The sequence below is a fragment of the Thalassospira sp. MCCC 1A03138 genome, from assembly GCF_002115785.1.
Taxonomy (GTDB): Bacteria; Pseudomonadota; Alphaproteobacteria; order Rhodospirillales; family Thalassospiraceae; genus Thalassospira.
Map to the genome: position 1 here is coordinate 135,176 of NZ_JFJY01000003.1, position 17,352 is coordinate 152,527.

Sequence of the window (17,352 nt, forward strand, 5' to 3'; positions counted from 1 at the left end):
CTATTTTGATTTCTGTCAGTTACAGAACCAGTCAGAACTGCAACTTCAACTCTTTATCTTCAGGTAAAAGGTCAAAATATGCCGCCACATCGCGCGGATCTACCTGACCAATATCGGCGTGTTGCCATTTCGGACTGTGATCCTTGTCAACAATCACCGCACGGACCCCCTCAAACAGATCGGGCATACGAACGGTGCGCTGTGACAAGCGGAATTCCATCGCCAGATCCTGCGCCAGCGTCATGTCGCGTCCCTGGCGGATCTGTTCGAAAGCCATGCAAACAGCAATTGGCGATTTGCTTCGCAGTATTTTGGCCGTTTCTTTTGCAAAATCAGTCAAAGACGCGTCAAGTGCGGCAAAAATATCTGCCACCGTATCGGCACCAAACAGCTTGTCGATCTCGGTGCGTAGGGTATTCAGAAGCCCCTCTTCACCTTTCACATGATGATCATCCAGAACTTTCTTCACCGCTGCAAACGGATCATTCTCGCCTTCTATGGCCGACAGATCCGACTTCAGCGCGGTAATATTTTCGCTATTCACATTATGGGTTGCCAAGTCGGCATAAAGGCAATCTGCGGCCTTTATCCGGGCCCCCGTCAAGCCAAGATAGAGGCCGATCTGCCCCGGGCAGCGGGACAGAAAATATCCGCCCCCGACATCGGGGAAAAACCCAATCCCAGTCTCAGGCATTGCAAACAGGGTGCGTTCAGTCACTACACGGAAACGCCCGTGCACGGAAACGCCGACACCTCCCCCCATTGTAATGCCGTCCATCAAGGCAATATACGGCTTAGGATAATTTGCAATGTAATGGTTAAGGCGATACTCCCGACGATAAAAGGCATCAAGAAGTTCTTCGTCGTCGCGCTGCCGCGCGTCATAAAGCCCCCGTATATCGCCCCCGGCACAGAACGCCTTTTCGCCAGCGCCCTCAATTACAACAACAGCAACCGTCGGGTCCGTCTCCCACGCGCGAAGTTTGGCTGTGATCGCATCAACCATCGGCAGATCAAGCGCATTCAATGCCTTGGGGCGGTTTAACAGGATATGACCGATGGCTCCGTCTTTCGAGAAAACAACGGATGCCTCATTGCCATGCGATGGACTTGTCGCGTTTTCGCTGCTCATAAATCAATCCTTTAACGCGGCACGTGAGATGATCAGGCGCATGATTTCGTTGGTGCCTTCCAGAATCTGGTGAACCCGAAGATCGCGCAGAAGTCTCTCGACCGGGTATTCGCGGATATAGCCATAACCGCCATGAAGCTGTAGCGCTTCATTACATACCCTGAACCCGATATCCGTGCCGAAACGTTTCGCCATAGCGCAAAACTGTGTTGCATCCGGTGCCTTGTTGTCCAGTTTCCAGGCTGCTTTGTGCAACATCAGCCGTGCTGCCTCAAGCTCAGTCACCATGTCGGCATATTTGAACTGCAAGGCCTGAAACTGATCGAGTGTCTTACCAAACTGTTTGCGAACCTTGATATGGTCGCGCGCATGCTCCATTGCGGCCCGTGCACCACCGATGGAGCATGCAGAGATATTAAGTCTGCCGCCATCAAGCCCCATCATGGCAAACTTGAAACCTTCGCCCTCTTCTCCCAACCGGTTTTCCACCGGAATTTTGCAATTGCTGAAAATGACGGCTGATGTCGGCTGACTGTTCCATCCCATCTTTTCTTCCAGCTTGCCAAATGACAGGCCTTCGGCATCTTTTGGAACGATAAAGGTCGATATTCCCTTCGGGCTGTCATCGCCGGTTCGCGCCATGACAATGTAAACATCACTGCGCGATCCCCCGGAAATAAAGGCCTTTTCGCCATTAAGGATGTAATGCGCACCGTCGCGCACAGCACGCGTACGCAACGAACCTGCATCTGATCCCGCTCCCGGCTCTGTCAGGCAATAGCTGGCGAAATGTTCCATGGTGACAAGTTTGGGAAGATATTTCTGGCGCTGATCTTCATTCCCGAAACGGTCAATCATCCAGCACGCCATGTTGTGGATCGAGATATAGGCAGCCGTTGACGGACATGCGCTTGCCAGTTCTTCGAAAATCACCGCGGCATCCAGACGGCCAAGGCCCGATCCCCCGACATCTTCGCGCGTATATATGGCGGCAAAGCCAAGTTCGGCCGCCTTGCGAAGGGTTTCTTCGGGGAAAATGTGGTTTGCATCCCACTCGCCCGCATAGGGTGCCATTTCGTTTTGTGCGAAATCGCGGGCTGCCTGTGCAAATGCCTGCTGGTCTTCAGACAGGTTGAATTCCATTGGATCGCCGCCTCTGAATGTTTTGGTATTTTCCCTTTACGTAAACGTGAATTCGGATCTTTGTCAATTCATTCGGTATAACAGTACCGAATTATGTGAATAATTTCGCCTCCGACAGTTTCAGGGGCGAATTTGCGAATTTTTGTTCCAATTTCTTGTCGGCTCGCAGCGAATATGCATTACTCCGGTGAAACCAATGCAACTTAAAAATCAGGGGAAACGACATGTCAGATTCCACGAAACCGGAAACTATTGTTCTACACGCCGGATACCACGCAGACCCGGCAACCGGATCGGTTGCCGTACCGCTTTATCAGACAACGAGCTACCAGTTCCGCGATACCCAACACGCGGCCGATCTTTTCGCGCTGAAAGAACTGGGTAACATCTATACCCGCCTGATGAACCCGACCAACGATGTGCTGGAACAGCGAATTGCTGCACTTGAGGGTGGCGCAGCAGCCGTAGCCGTCGGCTCTGGTCAGGCTGCATCAACCTTTTCCGTTCTCAATATCGCCCAGGCGGGTGACAATATTGTAAGTTCCACAGACCTTTACGGCGGTACTTGGAACCTTTTTGCCAATACATTCAAACAGATGGGTATCGAAGTTCGCTTTGCCGATCCATCTGACCCGGAAAACTTCCGACGTCTGACGGATGACAAAACGCGCGCCTATTACGCCGAAACCCTGCCAAACCCTAAACTTCAGGTCTTTCCGATCAGGGAAGTCGCCAATATTGGTGACGAGCTTGGCATCCCGTTGATTATGGACAACACCGCCGCACCGGTGCTGTGCCGCCCCATCGATCATGGCGCGACGATTGTCATGTATTCGACCACCAAGTTTATCGCTGGCCACGGTACGTCTGTTGGCGGGATTGTCGTCGATTCCGGCAAGTTTGACTGGGAAAAGCATGCCAAACGCTTCCCGTTACTGAACGAACCGGATCCCAGCTATCACGGTGCGGTCTGGACGCAGGCCGTCAAACCCATCGGCCCGGTTGCTTATGCGATCAAACTGCGCTGCACATTGCTGCGCGACGTTGGCGCGGCCGCCTCGCCTTTCAACTCGTTCCAAACCATTCAGGGCATGGAAACACTGCCACTGCGCATGGAACGCCATTGCGAAAACAGCGCCAAAGTTGCCGACTTCCTGTCGTCCCATCCCAAGGTTTCCAAGGTGATTTATCCGGGCAAGCAGGATGGCGAAAGCCGCCGCCGTGCCGATACTTACCTTAAGGGCGGATACGGATCGCTGATGGGGTTTGAGCTTGCAGGTGGCAAAGAAGCCGGCGAGAAATTCATCAACAGCCTTGGCCTGTTTTACCATGTCGCCAATATCGGTGACACAAGATCACTTGCCATCCATCCGGCCACGACAACGCACAGCCAGCTTTCCGAACAGGATCGCCTTTCATCTGGCGTGACGGACGGTTATGTCCGCCTGTCGATCGGTATCGAACATATCGATGATATCCTTGCCGATTTGAAACAGGCACTGGACAAAGCCTGATCCATCATATCGTTGAATATGAAACCGGCCCTGTTTGCACGGGGCCGGTTTTTTATTGACCATTTTCCCGATCAAAGGTAAACGCGCATTATCGGCAAAACATGCAAAACAGGCAATCAGATGTCGAGTGTCAATTCGCGCCAGCGTGAAATCGAAAAACTGCTTCACAGCCAGGGCACAGTTCATATTCATGACCTGTCTGCACTTTTTCATGCGTCCCTTGATACCATTCGGCGCGACCTGCGCCAGATGGAGGATGCCGGGGTCCTGCGGCGTATTCATGGGGGTGCCACATTACCAAGTACTGCCCGTGAAGGGTTTCATGACCGCGCACAGGATTTAAAACCGGAACGCTCCGAAATCGCCCGCAAGGTCGCCCATGACCTTGTTCCGGATCATGGTGTGGTCTTTTTCGACAGTGGCACGACCATCTATGAAGTCGCCCGGAATCTGAAACCGTCATTTTCCGGTACTGTGATCACGGTCAATCCCCTGATTGCTGTTGAACTGGCCAATCATCCGAATGCGAATATCATCATGATTGGCGGCATGGTTCTGAAACGTGATCTGGCGATCTGCGGACCGACGGCCATTGATGAAATACGCAACTACAATGCCGATCTTGTGCTGCTGGGCACCTGTGCCCTTCATCCAGAACTGGGTTTGACCACCAGCACAGCCGAAGAACGCGCCACCAAGGCAGCGATGCTGGCGCAATCTGCCGAAGCGATTGCCGTCACCACTGCCGACAAACTCGAAACCAGCTTGCCATTCAGGGTCTGTGACCTTGATGCGATTTCCCATCTTGTAACCGGCAGGAAGCTGTCGAGCGGTTATCTGAGCAACTATACCGAACGCGGGATCAATGTGATCCTTGCCTGACGGAGGCCGAGCCCCACATGCCTATCTCCAACCAGATTGCCCATAACAGAATCCGTGCCATTTTCTTTTTGCATGGTGCCGCCTTTTCAAGCTGGGTCCCGCATATTCCGCTGGTGCAGGAGCGCCTTGGATTTGGTCACGATGATCTTGGTGCCATATTGCTGGCGGCCGCAGTTGGTGTTCTTGCCGTTATGCCTGTTGCCGGTCGTCTATCGGACAAGTTTGGCAGCGAACGGGTAGCACGCTATTCCGGGGTGGCTTATTTCATTGCCGTTGGTATTCCGGTTTTCATGCCAAGCTTCATGTCGATTGCGATTGCCATGTTCGCACTTGGCTTTTTTGGCGCGTTCCTTGATATATCGATGAATGCCAATGGCCTGAATGTTGAGCGGGCCAAAAAACGTAGCGTCATGTCCGGCCTGCACGGTTTCTGGAGCCTTGGTGGCTTTGCCGGTGCGGGCACGACAGCCGCATGGTTTGCCCTGCCCTTGCCGGTTGAATGGCATCTTCCAGTCATGCTGGCCCTTTTCCTGATTCTGCATCTGGTCCTTCAACGCCAGTTGATGCCTGATGCCGCCGTTCCCCATCTGGCCCAAACGCATGACGGATCATCTGCCAAACAGCGCGCGATGTTTCTGACCCTGCTGCCATTTGGGGCCTGCGCCTTCATCGGCCAGTTTGGCGAGGGTGTGATTACCGACTGGGCAACGGTTCTGATGAATACCGAACTCAATTCCGGCCCAACAATGGCGGCCGTGGGTTTTGCCTGCTATTCGGCGACCATGGCAATCACGCGCCTTTCGGGCGACTGGCTGGTTACGAAATTTGGCCGCCCGCAAATCCTGCTGTCCAGTTCGGCATGCGCATCCATTGGTCTGTTTGTTCTGGCACTTGCGCCGCATTACGTCGTTGCCTGGATCGGGTGTGCCATCGCCGGGATTGGGCTGGCTGTCATTCTGCCGCTTTTGATTTCCGCCGCCGCACAGGCAAGTGGCAGAAGCGGCGGTGCGGTCGTTTCAACCATTGCAGCAACCGGTTACACGGCCCTGATGGCCGGGCCACCGGTAATCGGGGCAATCGGCCAACAGGTTGGCCTGGTTACGGCTTTTGTCCTGACGGCAAGTTTTCTGTCTTTAATCATCCCGGTCTATCTGCTGACCATGCGTAAACGCCTTTATCGCACCAGCAACAGTTGATCCGCCGTCAATTCTGTCCCATAAATTGGGCACCTCATTTCTGAATTCAGAATGCCGCCCCACTGACAAGAGAACAGATCATGGCCAAAACAGTCACCTATGGCACTTTCCCGCGTACACGCCTTCGCCGTACCCGCATGAGCGACTGGTCGCGTCGCATGGTGGCGGAAACCCGATTGACGGCGCATGATCTGATCCTGCCGGTATTTGTGATTGACGGCAAAAACGAGCGGACACCGATCCCGTCGATGCCCGGTGTCGAACGCCAAAGCGTCGATGTGCTTGTTGAAACGGCAAAACATGCCGAAAAGCTTGGCATCCCTGCCCTTGCGCTGTTCCCGTATATTGATGCCAGCCTCAAAACCAAGGATGCGCGCGAAGCATATAATCCCGACAACGTGATTTGCCGCGCGACAAAGGCGATCAAAGACGCCTGCCCCAATCTTGGTGTCATTACCGACGTTGCCCTTGATCCGTTCAATGCGGATGGTCAGGACGGGATCGTGATTAACGGTGAAATCCTTAATGACGAAACGACCGAGGCCCTTGTGCGCCAGGCACTGGTTCAGGCACAGGCCGGATGCGATGTCGTCGCCCCGTCCGACATGATGGATGGCCGTATCGGTGCCATTCGTGATGTTCTGGAATCCGAAGGGCTTAAAAAGGTCCAGATCATGGCTTATGCGGCAAAGTACGCATCGTCCTTCTATGGTCCGTTCCGTGATGCAATCGGATCGGCTTCTGCCTTGGGCAAGGCAGACAAGAAAACATACCAGCTTGACCCCGCCAACAGCAGCGAGGCCATGCGCGAAGTCGCCTACGACCTTGAGGAAGGTGCTGACTCTGTCATCGTCAAACCGGGTCTTCCGTATCTTGACGTTCTGTATCGGGTGCGCGAGGAATTTGGCGTCCCTGTTTTCGCCTATCAGGTATCGGGTGAATACGCGATGCTGCGTGCTGCGGCCCAGAATGGCTGGCTTGATTACCTTGGCTGTGCCATTGAAACGCTGTCCTGTTTCAAACGTGCCGGCGCGTCAGGAATCCTGACATACAGTGCAATTGACGTTGCCGAGGCCATTTAACAAGGAAACTTTTTTCCACCTTTCTGGAAAAAGTTCTTGATTTGTTCTTTTTACTGTGGCATAAAGATAAAGTCAACAGGACAAATGGGTCCGGAGACAAAACCCGCAAAGCGTGATTCGCTTTTGCGGGTTTTTTGCGTTTCGGGCGGCAAAACAGGAATGGGATGATGATAGAGCAGCGATCTGATCGTCTGAAAGGACGACGGCGGTATCGCCAAAGGGGCATCACTGGCGCATGGAAAAGTTATTACGGCGGTGGTGCGTCCGGGCCGTGAGGCCGCCGGAAATTTACGAAAAACTGTGGTTTATCATGACGGGAGAAATGCGCCCTTGGGCAAGGGTGCTTGTTCGGGGCAGCGAGAGCCGGGCTGAGGTCAGCCCATCCCGCCGCTACCCAACAGGTCGGTGAAGTCTGGCAATGCCGAGGATCAGCAGGCCCGAATTGCGTCTGCATTGGATCGGCTGGCTGAATTGGTTGGCTTGACGATGGGGCCGATGGATCATGATGGATCATTCGGAGATGCCGAAAGGCTGGTCGTCAATGGCGGGATTTGTCCCTGCCCTGCGACAACGCCTTCGTCCTTGGGGCGAGGTGCGCTTGCAGTGTCCATCGAAAGCCCGAGGCGTTTGTTCGGGGCAGCAGGGACTGGGGCGTGGTCGGTCTGGTGCAAAATCCAGTTCTGTCCAGCCTACCCGGTCGGTAGCGTTTGTCGATGCAAAGGGCAGTGGGATTGGTTGGAGTGGTTTGTCGGTTGATCAAAATCGTCATTCCGGGCGAAGCGCAGCGCAGACCCGGAATCCATGCCCTGTTGAAAGAGGCTGGATTCCCAGCGTTGCGGGAATGACGATCAGGTCGGGAGTACCTTGTCAGCGGGCCTTTTTTACCGGGGCGTTTTATCCATTATCAGGCACAGCAGGCTTCGCTTTTGGCGCCTGACACGTCAATGCCATGACCAATTGCGCGCGCACAGAAATGCGGACGCAAACCCGACTTTTCAAACAGGCTTTCGATATCGTCCTGGCCGTCAAGGAATCCGCCCTGATGCACCAGAAGCGTCTTGATGCCTGCCGCCAGTCCACCCAGCACATCGGTATGGATCGTATCCCCCACCATCAGAACACGGTCCCGGCTGATATCCGGGTGACGACGCAGAACTTCATCAAATACGTGGCCATAGGGCTTGCCAACGCAATCCGGTATCACGTTGCACCGATCCGCTGCCTTATGGGCGAAATATCCGGACTCAACGGACAGGAATGCCCCCATCGGCGCGCAGATATCGGGATTGCCGACCAGAATGGGGCGCGGATTGGCTGCAAGGCTTTCTTCCAGATGATTCTGCTGGATATCGGTCCAGTTTTCAGAATCTATAAGAACAAAACCGTCAACCGCATCATAAAGCGCACGATCCGCACCAAGCGGTTCCACCCTGCCCGGCAGGATATCAAATGGCCAGTGAGCCGGCGCCATGGCCCCCCAATGAGACAGATCCCTGTAGGTTTCCATCATCGGGGCGACGAATTGCTGGCTGCTGATCAGGTTTGTCGTGTTGAAATCAAACCCGCGCCCGCGATGCCGTGCCAGAATTGCTTCGGCTGAACTCGATGCATCATTGGTGACAACGGCAAGTTTCTTTCCCGATTTCTGAAGGGTTGCCACCGTTTCGACCGCGCCGGGAATGGATTGCGCGCCGCTATTGAGCACACCGAAAGCATCAAACACGATCAGATCAAATTGATCCGCGATTTCCAGAAGGTTCCCGACATACTGTGTTTTCGCAGGAACAGATGCCGGATCAACCTGCGGCAAACGCGGGGCATATTGCAGATAAGCTGCAATTGCCTGCTCAAAGCTGAGCTTCGGGCGGTTGATACTCATCTGTCCGTGTCTCCTGTCCGATAGAAAGCCATCCATGGATTGGTCTGAAAACGTCAATCCGGATATGTTCATATGAAAATCGTGATTGCTGTTGTAGCGGTTCCGCCCTCAATTGGAAAGCGATTGGTAATTTAATTAGCTATGCACTGAAAACATAGCAATAAACAACGAAGCAAATCTGTATTATGACGTTATTTAAGCGTTTTCGTTGCAAAAACATGACTTTCTGCGCTTTCCAGTCGCCAGCCATGCAAAAAACGCATTGGATTTCACAATCAACCGGGCGTAGTTTGCATTCACGAAATAAAAACGATGTATCGACTGGTTGATGCGAAGAAATGCAGATGATCATTTGGTACATATTAAGCAGACCGACACGTCAAACCAGTTAACTATTCCTTGATGGAATATCTTCGGTGAGCACATGCCGGTTATCTGAATGACAGCGCCAATTTGAAATTGGCCGGTTTGAAATAGGTGATGAAATGATCGTAACCAAGATTTTTGCTTTCCTGCGCGCCCTTCGTGTTCAGTACCAGACCCAGACTGCGCTCCGTAAACTTGATGCACGTGAGCTGGCAGATATCGGCCTGAACCGTGACATGATTGATGATGTCGCACATCGCGTTGCTTTCGGTCGCTAAGCCAGACCGTAGCCGTCCAAAGAAAAGCCCCGGCATTGATTGCCGGGGCTTTTCCTGTTTTCGGGATAATGCGCTGACAGGGCAAGCTGTCCCCTCGCCCCGTTTTAGTTGGCAAATATGGCTTTGTAATCCTCGCGCAGGATATTCTTCTGTACTTTTCCCATCGCATTACGCGGAAGTTCGGACACGAAGAAAACGCGCTTGGGCACTTTGAAATTGGCAAGCTGCCCCTTGATCGCATTCACCACATCGTCTTCGGACAGTTTATCGCTGCCCCGCACAATCACGGCGACAACCGCTTCGCCGAAATCCGGATGCGCGACACCGATCACGGCACTTTCGACAACACCATCCATCTTGTCGATGACCGTTTCGATTTCTTTGGGGTAAACATTAAACCCGCCGGAAATCACAAGATCCTTGGCGCGACCAACGATATGGACATATCCCTTGGCATCGATTTTCGCGATGTCACCAGTAATGAAGAACCCGTCTTCGCGGAATTCCTCGGCCGTCTTTTCCGGCATTTGCCAGTATCCGGCAAAAACGTTCGGGCCGCGTGCTTCCAGAACGCCGATCTCGTCGATTCCAAGCACGTTACCCTTTTCATCACAGACCCGGACTTCCACATCTGGCAGGGCCGGGCCGACCGTATGCACGATCCGCTCGCCATTGAGCGGATTGGACGTTGCCATTCCCATTTCAGTCATGCCGTAGCGTTCCAGCAGCGCCTTGCCGGTCCGTTCCCTGAAGGCGACAAATGTTTCGGGCAGCAAGGGGGCCGATCCCGAAATGAACAGTCGCATGCCGGATGTCACATCGGCATTGAAATCATCACCAGATAACAGCCGGACATAGAATGTCGGCACCCCCATCATGACGGTGCTGCGCGGAAGCAGCGCCATGACCTGATCGCGATCGAACTTCGGCAGGAAGAACATTTTCGATCCCGACAGCATCACGCAATGACACGCAATGAAAAGCCCGTGCGTATGGAAAATCGGAAGCGCGTGCAAAAGAACGTCGTCCGGACCAAAGCCCCAAAGCTTTTCCAGGGTCGCGGCATTTGACCACAAATTGGTCTGGGTCATCATGGCGCCCTTTGGCTTGCCCGTCGTGCCAGAGGTATAGAGAATGGCGGCAAGTTCATCATCAGCACAGGCAACCGGAGCAAATTCGGCTGGGAAATCCGCCGCCTGACTGATCAGCGTCCCCTCGCCCGATGTGCCAAGTGTTAAAACCTTTTCAACGCGCTGTGCGTCGGCAATTGCCGTTACCTCGTCTTCACGATGCGGCTGGCAGACAAAAATGACCGGTGCCGCGTTCCCCATGAAATAGGCAAGTTCACCTGCCTGATATGCGGTATTCAGCGGCAGATAGACCAGACCCGCGCGGATACAACCCAGATAAAGGAACAGGGCTTCGGGTGATTTATCCACCTGAACCGCGACGCGATCACCTTTTTGGGCACCAAGGGCCGTCAAAAGCCCGGCAATACGTGCGGATGCCGCATCGGCATCACCGTAGCTGTATGTTGTGCCCTCTGCCGTTTCGATCAGGACCTTGGACAGGTCGGATGGAAAACGGCTTTGTATGCGCATGAAAAGGCTGTTGGTCACGGCGTATCTTCCCTGTTTTCGGATCTTGTACCGGGCGTTCATGCTGCCCGTGTCATAACGGGCAGCATAGTGCACACAAGAATATCCGCAAACAAGTACTGTTTTACCGCTATGGCCGGTTGTGATCAGCCGACCTGCGGAAATTCGCCATCAATGAACGGGAATGTTTCGCCAACCGTCACCAGCAATTCCGGGTAAAACCCGTTGAAATGGGTGGCGAGTGCGTTGCTGTAAGCCCCGATATGCCCAAATTCGATCCAGTCCCCTTCGCGGATGTCTGCGGGCAGAGTCACCGTTGCCGGAAGCACATCCATATTGTCGCAGGTCGGACCATAGATCGTGAAGTCGAGGGTATCGGTTTCGTTGAAATCGCCGCCAATTCGCATCGGCCGGACCGGGAAGCGCAACTGCCCGGTAACAGCTTCGGAAAGGCTGCCATATACACCGTCATTGATGAAGAGCTGGTCTTCCTTGCGCAGGTGTACCTGCGTGATCAGTGACACGCCACTCGACACCAGTGCTCGGCCCGGCTCGCACATAAAGGTGGTATCAGGCAGGCCAAGCCAGCGGATGCAATCCTTGATTTCCTCCATGAAGACCTCAAGCCCCGGTGCGCGCTGGTTCATATACTGGCCGGGGAACCCGCCACCCACATCGATATAGCGAACTTTGACCCCGGAAAAATCGACAACCTGCCGGATCAGTTCAACAGCAATGCGATACCCGTTCGGCGTCGTGCATTGCGAACCGACATGGAAACAAAGCCCGGCGGCATAGCCGTATCCATCGACCTTTTTCAAAAGTTCCGATGCCGTCATCGGACGTGCACCGAATTTTGCCGAAAGGTTATAGGCCGCCCCTGCCGGCGGGGTTGCCAGGCGAACATGAATGACCAGATCGGTCTCTCCGTCGGTTTCAGCGCGGACTTTTTCAAGTTCATCCTCGGTATCGATCACGTAATGCTTCACGCCGAAAACGCGGTGCGCACTGCGAATGGCGTCCCGGCTTTTGACCGGATGCATGAAATAGACATTCATTCCCGGAAACTGGCGACGGACAAGGGCAATTTCCTCGGGCGATGCGGTATCGAAATGGCGAACACCGCCTTCGTGCAGGTAGCGCATGATTTCCGGATGCGGATTGCATTTGACTGCATAAAGGACATTGCCCGGGAACATGTCGACAAACCGTTTGGCCGATTCACGCAGGATGTCGGGGCGCAGGCAGTAAACCGGATAAGAAGGCTTAAGTTCACGGACAACATCAAACGTCGTGTCGAAATGGCGCGGCATGGGTATCCCCTTGTCCTTACGGAATTGTATCTGTGGCGCATTCACAATCGCGAATGCAGCCAGTGTTCATTTAGGGTCATGACTCTAACCCTATCAATCCTGCTCCTGACTGTCATGCCTAACATGGTGAAAGGACCTTGCCTTTCCGGTATCGGGTCGATAAATTGGTAAACCAATACCGAATAACCACTTATTTTGCGATGCAGCCGGAAAACGGGCGCGCAGCTATATGACAGGGAGCCTGAAATGTCTATCGAACCCGTGCTTGATCCCCATAAACTGGTCAAGGAACTTGATGGCCGTCACCTGATCGACGGGGAACTTGTACCAGCCAAAAATGGCAAGAATTTCGACGTCCTGAACCCGGCAACCGGCAAGGTCATTGCGCAGGCTGCCGAAGGTGATGCCGATGACGTCGATTTCGCGGTTTCGGTTGCAAAGAAGGCCCAGAAGGATTGGGCCAACCGCCCTGCCCGCGAACGCGGCAAACTGGTAGCGGAATGCGGACGTATCCTGACCCAGCATGTCGAGGAACTCGGCCGTCTGGTCGCGCTTGAATCAGGCAAGGCCCTGCGGACCGAGAGCCGGGTCGAGGCATCGGTTCTTGCCGACATGTTTACCTTCTTCGGTGGCCTTGCCTCGGAACTGAAGGGCGAAACCATTCCGTTCAACCCGAACATGATGACCCTGACAACACGTGAACCGGTTGGCGTTGTCGGTGCGATCATTCCCTGGAACGTGCCGCTGCTCCTGATGGCGATCAAGGTTGCCCCGGCATTGGTTGCGGGTAATACCGTTGTCGTTAAATCCGCCGAAGACACCCCCTTTACCGTCCTTCGCGTCTGCCAGATCATGCAGCAGATCCTGCCAAAGGGTGTTCTGAATATCCTTTCCGGTTTTGGTCCGGGATGCGGCGGTCCGCTGGTGGCGCATAAGGATGTCAAAAAGGTTTCCTTTACCGGATCGGTCGAAACCGGTCGTACGGTTTACCGCGCAGCGGCCGAAAAACTGATCCCGGTCACGCTGGAACTGGGTGGCAAATCCCCGATGATCGTGATGGATGATGCCGATCTGGAAAAGGCCATCGCAGGCGCCATTGGCGGCATGCGCTTTACCCGTCAGGGCCAGAGCTGCACGGCATCGTCGCGCATTCTGGTTCATGAAAGCCTGCATGACGAGTTTGTCAGTCGTCTTCTGGCCAAGGTCAACACCCTTAAAATGGGTGATCCGCTGGACGAGGAAACCGATATCGGCACCATCATCAATCGCAAACAGCGCGACAAGGTGTGCGGTTATATCGAGATTGGCGAACAGGAAGGTGCGACCAAAAACGAACTCAGCGCCCTTCCGACTGATCCGGCACTTGCCGATGGCATGTTTGTCCGTCCGGTCGTCTTTACCAATGTCAAACCCGATGCGCGGATTGCCCGCGAAGAAATTTTTGGCCCCGTTGCCTGTGTGTTCAGGTTCAAAACCTTTGACGAGGCGATCGAGCTTGCCAATGACAGCGACTTTGGCCTTGCCGCAACCGTCTGGACCAAGGACCTTAAAACCGCACTGACGGCGACCAAGCGGCTTGAAGCGGGCTTTGTTCAGGTCAACCAGAACCTTGTCGTGCAGCCAAACCTGTCATATGGCGGCGTCAAGCTTTCGGGACTTGGCAAGGAAGCATCGCTTGAAAGCATGCTTGAGCATTTCACGCACAAGAAAACCATCATCATGAATATGGAATAACCCTGCGCGCGTTCCCAAACCGGCCGGGTTGCAAATGTTGCAACCCGGCTTTTTTGTTTGCAAACTTGACCTTGCGCGCCTAATCCGCAAAGCTGCGTCACGATTAACGATCCATAACCCGAAAGAACATGGCTATGTCTGCTTGCCTTGACATCCTCGCATCGCATCCCCGTCCGACGCTTCGTGCCGGTGCGATGGCCATGATTATCGGGATTTCCGCCCTGCGAATGTGATCCCTGTCATCCGCGGATGACAGGCTTGGTTAAACATCCGAATTTTGCCCACACATGATAAAATGCCAGCACGCCATATATAAAGGTGACTGGCCGCAGGAGTATGGAAATGACCGTTTCCTATCACGACATCGTACGCGCATCCGGCTTGCTCGAAGGTATCGTCAGCAAAACGCCATTGGTAAAATCGCAAACACTTTCAAATATTTGCGAGGCCGAAGTTCACCTGAAACTTGAAAACCTGCAATATACGGCATCCTTCAAGGAGCGCGGCGCCTATGTCAAACTTGCCAGCCTGACGCCCGAAGAACGTGCCAAAGGCGTCATTGCCGTATCGGCAGGCAATCATGCACAGGGTGTCGCCTATAACGCCAAACGACTTGGCATTCCGGCAACCATTGTCATGCCGAAAAACACGCCTTTTACCAAAGTCCGTCACACCCGTTCACACGGGGCGGAAGTTGTCCTTGAAGGCAGTGTTTTCGCCGAAAGCCTTGAAGCCGCATCGAAAATTCAGGAAGAACGCGGCCTGACCTTTGTTCACCCGTTCGATGATCCGCATATCATTGCCGGTCAGGGGACTGTCGGGCTTGAAATCCTTAATGATGGGGCTGACATCGACACCATTATCGTCCCCATTGGCGGCGGCGGCCTCGCGGCCGGTATTGTTACGGCCATCAAGGCCCGACGTCCTGATATTGAGGTGATCGGGGTCGAGACCAAGCTTTATCCTTCGATGTATGAAGGCATCAAGGGCCTGCCGCTTTCGGGCGGTGGCGTGACGATTGCCGAAGGCATTGCGGTCAAGCAGCCCGGCGGCCTTACCCTCGAAATCTGCAAGGAAAAGCTTGATGATGTGCTGCTGGTAGAGGAAAGCTCGATCGAGCGTGCCATTCAGATGCTGATCGAGATCGAGAAAACCGTTGTCGAGGGTGCTGGTGCGGCACCGCTTGCGGCCCTGCTTGACCATCATGAGCGTTTCAGGGGCAAGAAGGTTTGCATGATTGTTAGTGGCGGCAACATCGATACACGCCTTCTGGCACAGGTCCTGATGCGCGGTATGGCGCGCGAAGGCCGCCTTGTCCGCGTGCGCATCGAAATCCCCGATGTCCCGGGCGCACTGGCAACCATTAGCGCCCTGATCGGTGACGCCGAAGCCAACATCATCGAAGTGTATCATCAGCGTCACTTCTATGATGTGCCGGCAAAGCAGACCGACGTCGACATGGTGCTGGAGGTCAGAGACACCTCGCACGCAGAACAGGTGATTACAAAACTGACAGGTGCCGGATTTGGCAGTCGCCTTCTGGGCAACACATCGCTTGATTAAAAGCATCCGGTAAAAGCGTCAGGGCCAGCGACAATGCCGTTGGCCCTTTGATCATTCCCCGAGGGAGTGATAGCGGCCACCATAATAAAGAAGCGGATCACCGGTATTCCCCATCGAAATATCCTGCACATGCCCGACAATGATGCTGTGGTCCCCACCATCGTGAATTGCATGTCGTTTGCAGGAAAATGTCGCAAGATTACCGATCAGCTTTGGCACACCATGACAATCATCTTCAAAAACAAGGTCTTCCCAACGGTCCTGGACCGGTGATGAAAACAGGTCAGACAGGTCGCGTTGATCCCGATTAAGGATATTAATGCAAAAACGGTCACACTCACCTGCAAACAATGAATGCGTGGCCGCACGCTGGTCTACTGAAAAAAGGACCAGAGCCGGATCGAGCGACACCGACGCAAACGAATTGATCGTAATGCCTGCTTTTGCGCCATTGTTCGCCCGTGCCGTAACAACCGCAACACCGGTTGCAAATTGCCCCAGACAGTCCCGAAAATCGCGCGATGAAAATGACATATTGAAGAATGCTCTTGCTGATAAAACCTATTAGACATGCCCTGCGTACAGGATCAGGGAAAATGGCGGGAAAAACTTGTGCTGTCAAACCCCATGCGACAGCGTTTTAAACGCTATATTAATAAGATTAAAAGTTAATATGGATCATATAGTTGCAGGTACCGCGTCCCAAAATAAGCTGACACAAATCGTGTCGCGCCATTTTCGGATGAGTGACTTGTGAAAAATTATGGGGTAGCGGGGAATACATAATGTTTCTGATTATTGGTTACGTTATCGTAATCGGTGCCGTTCTGGGTGGTTATCTTCCGCATGGTGATTTCGGTGTGCTTGTTCAGCCGCTTGAAGTCCTGATCATCTTTGGTGCGGCCTTTGGCACATTCCTGATCGCCAACCCGCTCAGCGTTCTGAAACGGTCAATCGCCTACACAATCCGTGCGCTTAAAGGTCCCAAGAAAAAAGCAGCTTATCTTGAACTGCTGATCTGCCTTTATGCGGTTTTCCGGCTTGCAAAATCAAAGGGTGATCTGGCTCTTGAAAGCCATGTCGAAAATCCTGAAAGCTCAAGCCTGTTTGGAAACTTCCCCGGCGTCACCCATGATCACCATGCCCTGGAATTTCTTTGCGATTATTTGCGCCTGCTAACGCTTGGCACAACCAACGCCTATGAGCTTGAGGCGGTTATTGATCAGGAACTTGAAGCCCATCACGAAGAAGAGCACATGGTTCCGGATGCGATCCAGACGGTGGGCGATGCCCTGCCCGGCCTTGGTATCGTTGCAGCCGTTCTTGGTGTTATCGTGACCATGGGCTCGGTCACCGAACCGCCAGAGGTTCTGGGTGGACTTATCGGTGCGGCCCTTGTTGGGACTTTTCTTGGTATTCTGGCTTCTTACGGCTTTGTCGGTCCGACATCTGCCATCATCAAAAAGACGCTTGATCAGGATGCGAAATTCTATAGCTGCATCAAGGCAGCCCTGATCGGTCATATGCAGGGATATGCGCCGCAGGTTTCGGTCGAATTTGCCCGAAAATCGCTTCCTCATGACATCCGTCCAAGCTTCAAGGAGCTGGACGAAGCTCTGCAGAATGCGCCAACAGCGTAAGAAACAAAAACAGACGCGTTACTCATAACCGG

At 53.6% G+C, this 17,352-nt stretch carries 14 protein-coding genes; 8 read left to right on the plus strand and 6 right to left on the minus strand.

Annotated features, from left to right (window positions below):
* Positions 1 to 31 precede the first annotated feature (31 nt).
* Together TH468_RS08460 and TH468_RS08465 are read right to left on the minus strand one after the other, a co-directional pair.
* Entirely contained in the window at positions 32 to 1,132 is a 1,101-nt protein-coding gene (locus tag TH468_RS08460) for an enoyl-CoA hydratase/isomerase family protein (RefSeq protein WP_085643243.1), read from the minus strand.
* Positions 1,133 to 1,135: 3 nt separating this feature from the next.
* On the minus strand, positions 1,136 to 2,275 hold the full coding sequence (locus tag TH468_RS08465; RefSeq protein ID WP_085643245.1) for an isobutyryl-CoA dehydrogenase: 1,140 nt from the start codon (positions 2,273 to 2,275) through the stop codon (positions 1,136 to 1,138).
* Between the two features lie 224 nt (positions 2,276 to 2,499).
* Between TH468_RS08465 and TH468_RS08470 the strand changes: the two genes are divergently transcribed.
* The 4 genes from TH468_RS08470 to hemB all read left to right on the plus strand — a co-directional run bounded on the left by TH468_RS08470 (position 2,500) and on the right by hemB (position 6,949).
* Complete coding sequence (locus TH468_RS08470) at positions 2,500 to 3,789, plus strand: O-acetylhomoserine aminocarboxypropyltransferase/cysteine synthase family protein (protein ID WP_085643247.1); 1,290 nt, start codon at positions 2,500 to 2,502, stop codon at positions 3,787 to 3,789.
* 120 nt (positions 3,790 to 3,909) lie between these two features.
* On the plus strand, positions 3,910 to 4,671 hold the full coding sequence (locus TH468_RS08475) for a DeoR/GlpR family DNA-binding transcription regulator (RefSeq protein ID WP_071239969.1): 762 nt from the start codon (positions 3,910 to 3,912) through the stop codon (positions 4,669 to 4,671).
* Between the two features lie 17 nt (positions 4,672 to 4,688).
* Positions 4,689 to 5,867 carry an MFS transporter gene (locus TH468_RS08480; RefSeq protein ID WP_085643249.1) on the plus strand — a complete coding sequence of 393 codons (1,179 nt, stop codon included), beginning with the start codon at positions 4,689 to 4,691 and terminating at the stop codon, positions 5,865 to 5,867.
* An 80-nt stretch (positions 5,868 to 5,947) separates the two neighbouring features.
* Positions 5,948 to 6,949 carry a porphobilinogen synthase gene (gene hemB, locus TH468_RS08485; protein ID WP_085643251.1) on the plus strand — a complete coding sequence of 334 codons (1,002 nt, stop codon included), beginning with the start codon at positions 5,948 to 5,950 and terminating at the stop codon, positions 6,947 to 6,949.
* 904 nt (positions 6,950 to 7,853) lie between these two features.
* On the opposite strand, the gene TH468_RS08490 is transcribed toward hemB, so the two are convergent.
* On the minus strand, positions 7,854 to 8,828 hold the full coding sequence (locus tag TH468_RS08490; RefSeq protein ID WP_085643253.1) for an HAD-IIA family hydrolase: 975 nt from the start codon (positions 8,826 to 8,828) through the stop codon (positions 7,854 to 7,856).
* A gap of 485 nt (positions 8,829 to 9,313) precedes the next feature.
* Between TH468_RS08490 and TH468_RS08495 the strand changes: the two genes are divergently transcribed.
* On the plus strand, positions 9,314 to 9,472 hold the full coding sequence (locus TH468_RS08495) for a DUF1127 domain-containing protein (protein ID WP_082242478.1): 159 nt from the start codon (positions 9,314 to 9,316) through the stop codon (positions 9,470 to 9,472).
* Between the two features lie 104 nt (positions 9,473 to 9,576).
* Here the strand turns inward: TH468_RS08495 and TH468_RS08500 are convergent, their stop codons facing one another.
* On the minus strand, positions 9,577 to 11,091 hold the full coding sequence (locus TH468_RS08500) for a malonyl-CoA synthase (protein ID WP_371268731.1): 1,515 nt from the start codon (positions 11,089 to 11,091) through the stop codon (positions 9,577 to 9,579).
* A 125-nt stretch (positions 11,092 to 11,216) separates the two neighbouring features.
* Positions 11,217 to 12,383: a type III PLP-dependent enzyme gene (locus TH468_RS08505; protein ID WP_085643257.1), complete on the minus strand. Its 1,167-nt coding sequence runs from the start codon at positions 12,381 to 12,383 to the stop codon at positions 11,217 to 11,219.
* 246 nt (positions 12,384 to 12,629) lie between these two features.
* Between TH468_RS08505 and TH468_RS08510 the strand changes: the two genes are divergently transcribed.
* A complete protein-coding gene (locus TH468_RS08510; RefSeq protein WP_085643259.1) occupies positions 12,630 to 14,117 on the plus strand; it encodes an aldehyde dehydrogenase family protein in 1,488 nt (495 codons plus the stop codon).
* Positions 14,118 to 14,459: 342 nt separating this feature from the next.
* Complete coding sequence (locus TH468_RS08515; protein ID WP_210402234.1) at positions 14,460 to 15,680, plus strand: threonine ammonia-lyase; 1,221 nt, start codon at positions 14,460 to 14,462, stop codon at positions 15,678 to 15,680.
* Between the two features lie 51 nt (positions 15,681 to 15,731).
* On the opposite strand, the gene TH468_RS08520 is transcribed toward TH468_RS08515, so the two are convergent.
* Positions 15,732 to 16,214 carry a flavin reductase family protein gene (locus TH468_RS08520; RefSeq protein WP_085643263.1) on the minus strand — a complete coding sequence of 161 codons (483 nt, stop codon included), beginning with the start codon at positions 16,212 to 16,214 and terminating at the stop codon, positions 15,732 to 15,734.
* A 251-nt stretch (positions 16,215 to 16,465) separates the two neighbouring features.
* On the opposite strand from TH468_RS08520, the gene motA reads away from it, so the two are divergent.
* Entirely contained in the window at positions 16,466 to 17,320 is an 855-nt protein-coding gene (gene motA / locus TH468_RS08525; RefSeq protein WP_085643265.1) for a flagellar motor stator protein MotA, read from the plus strand.
* The last annotated feature ends 32 nt before the right edge of the window (positions 17,321 to 17,352 follow it).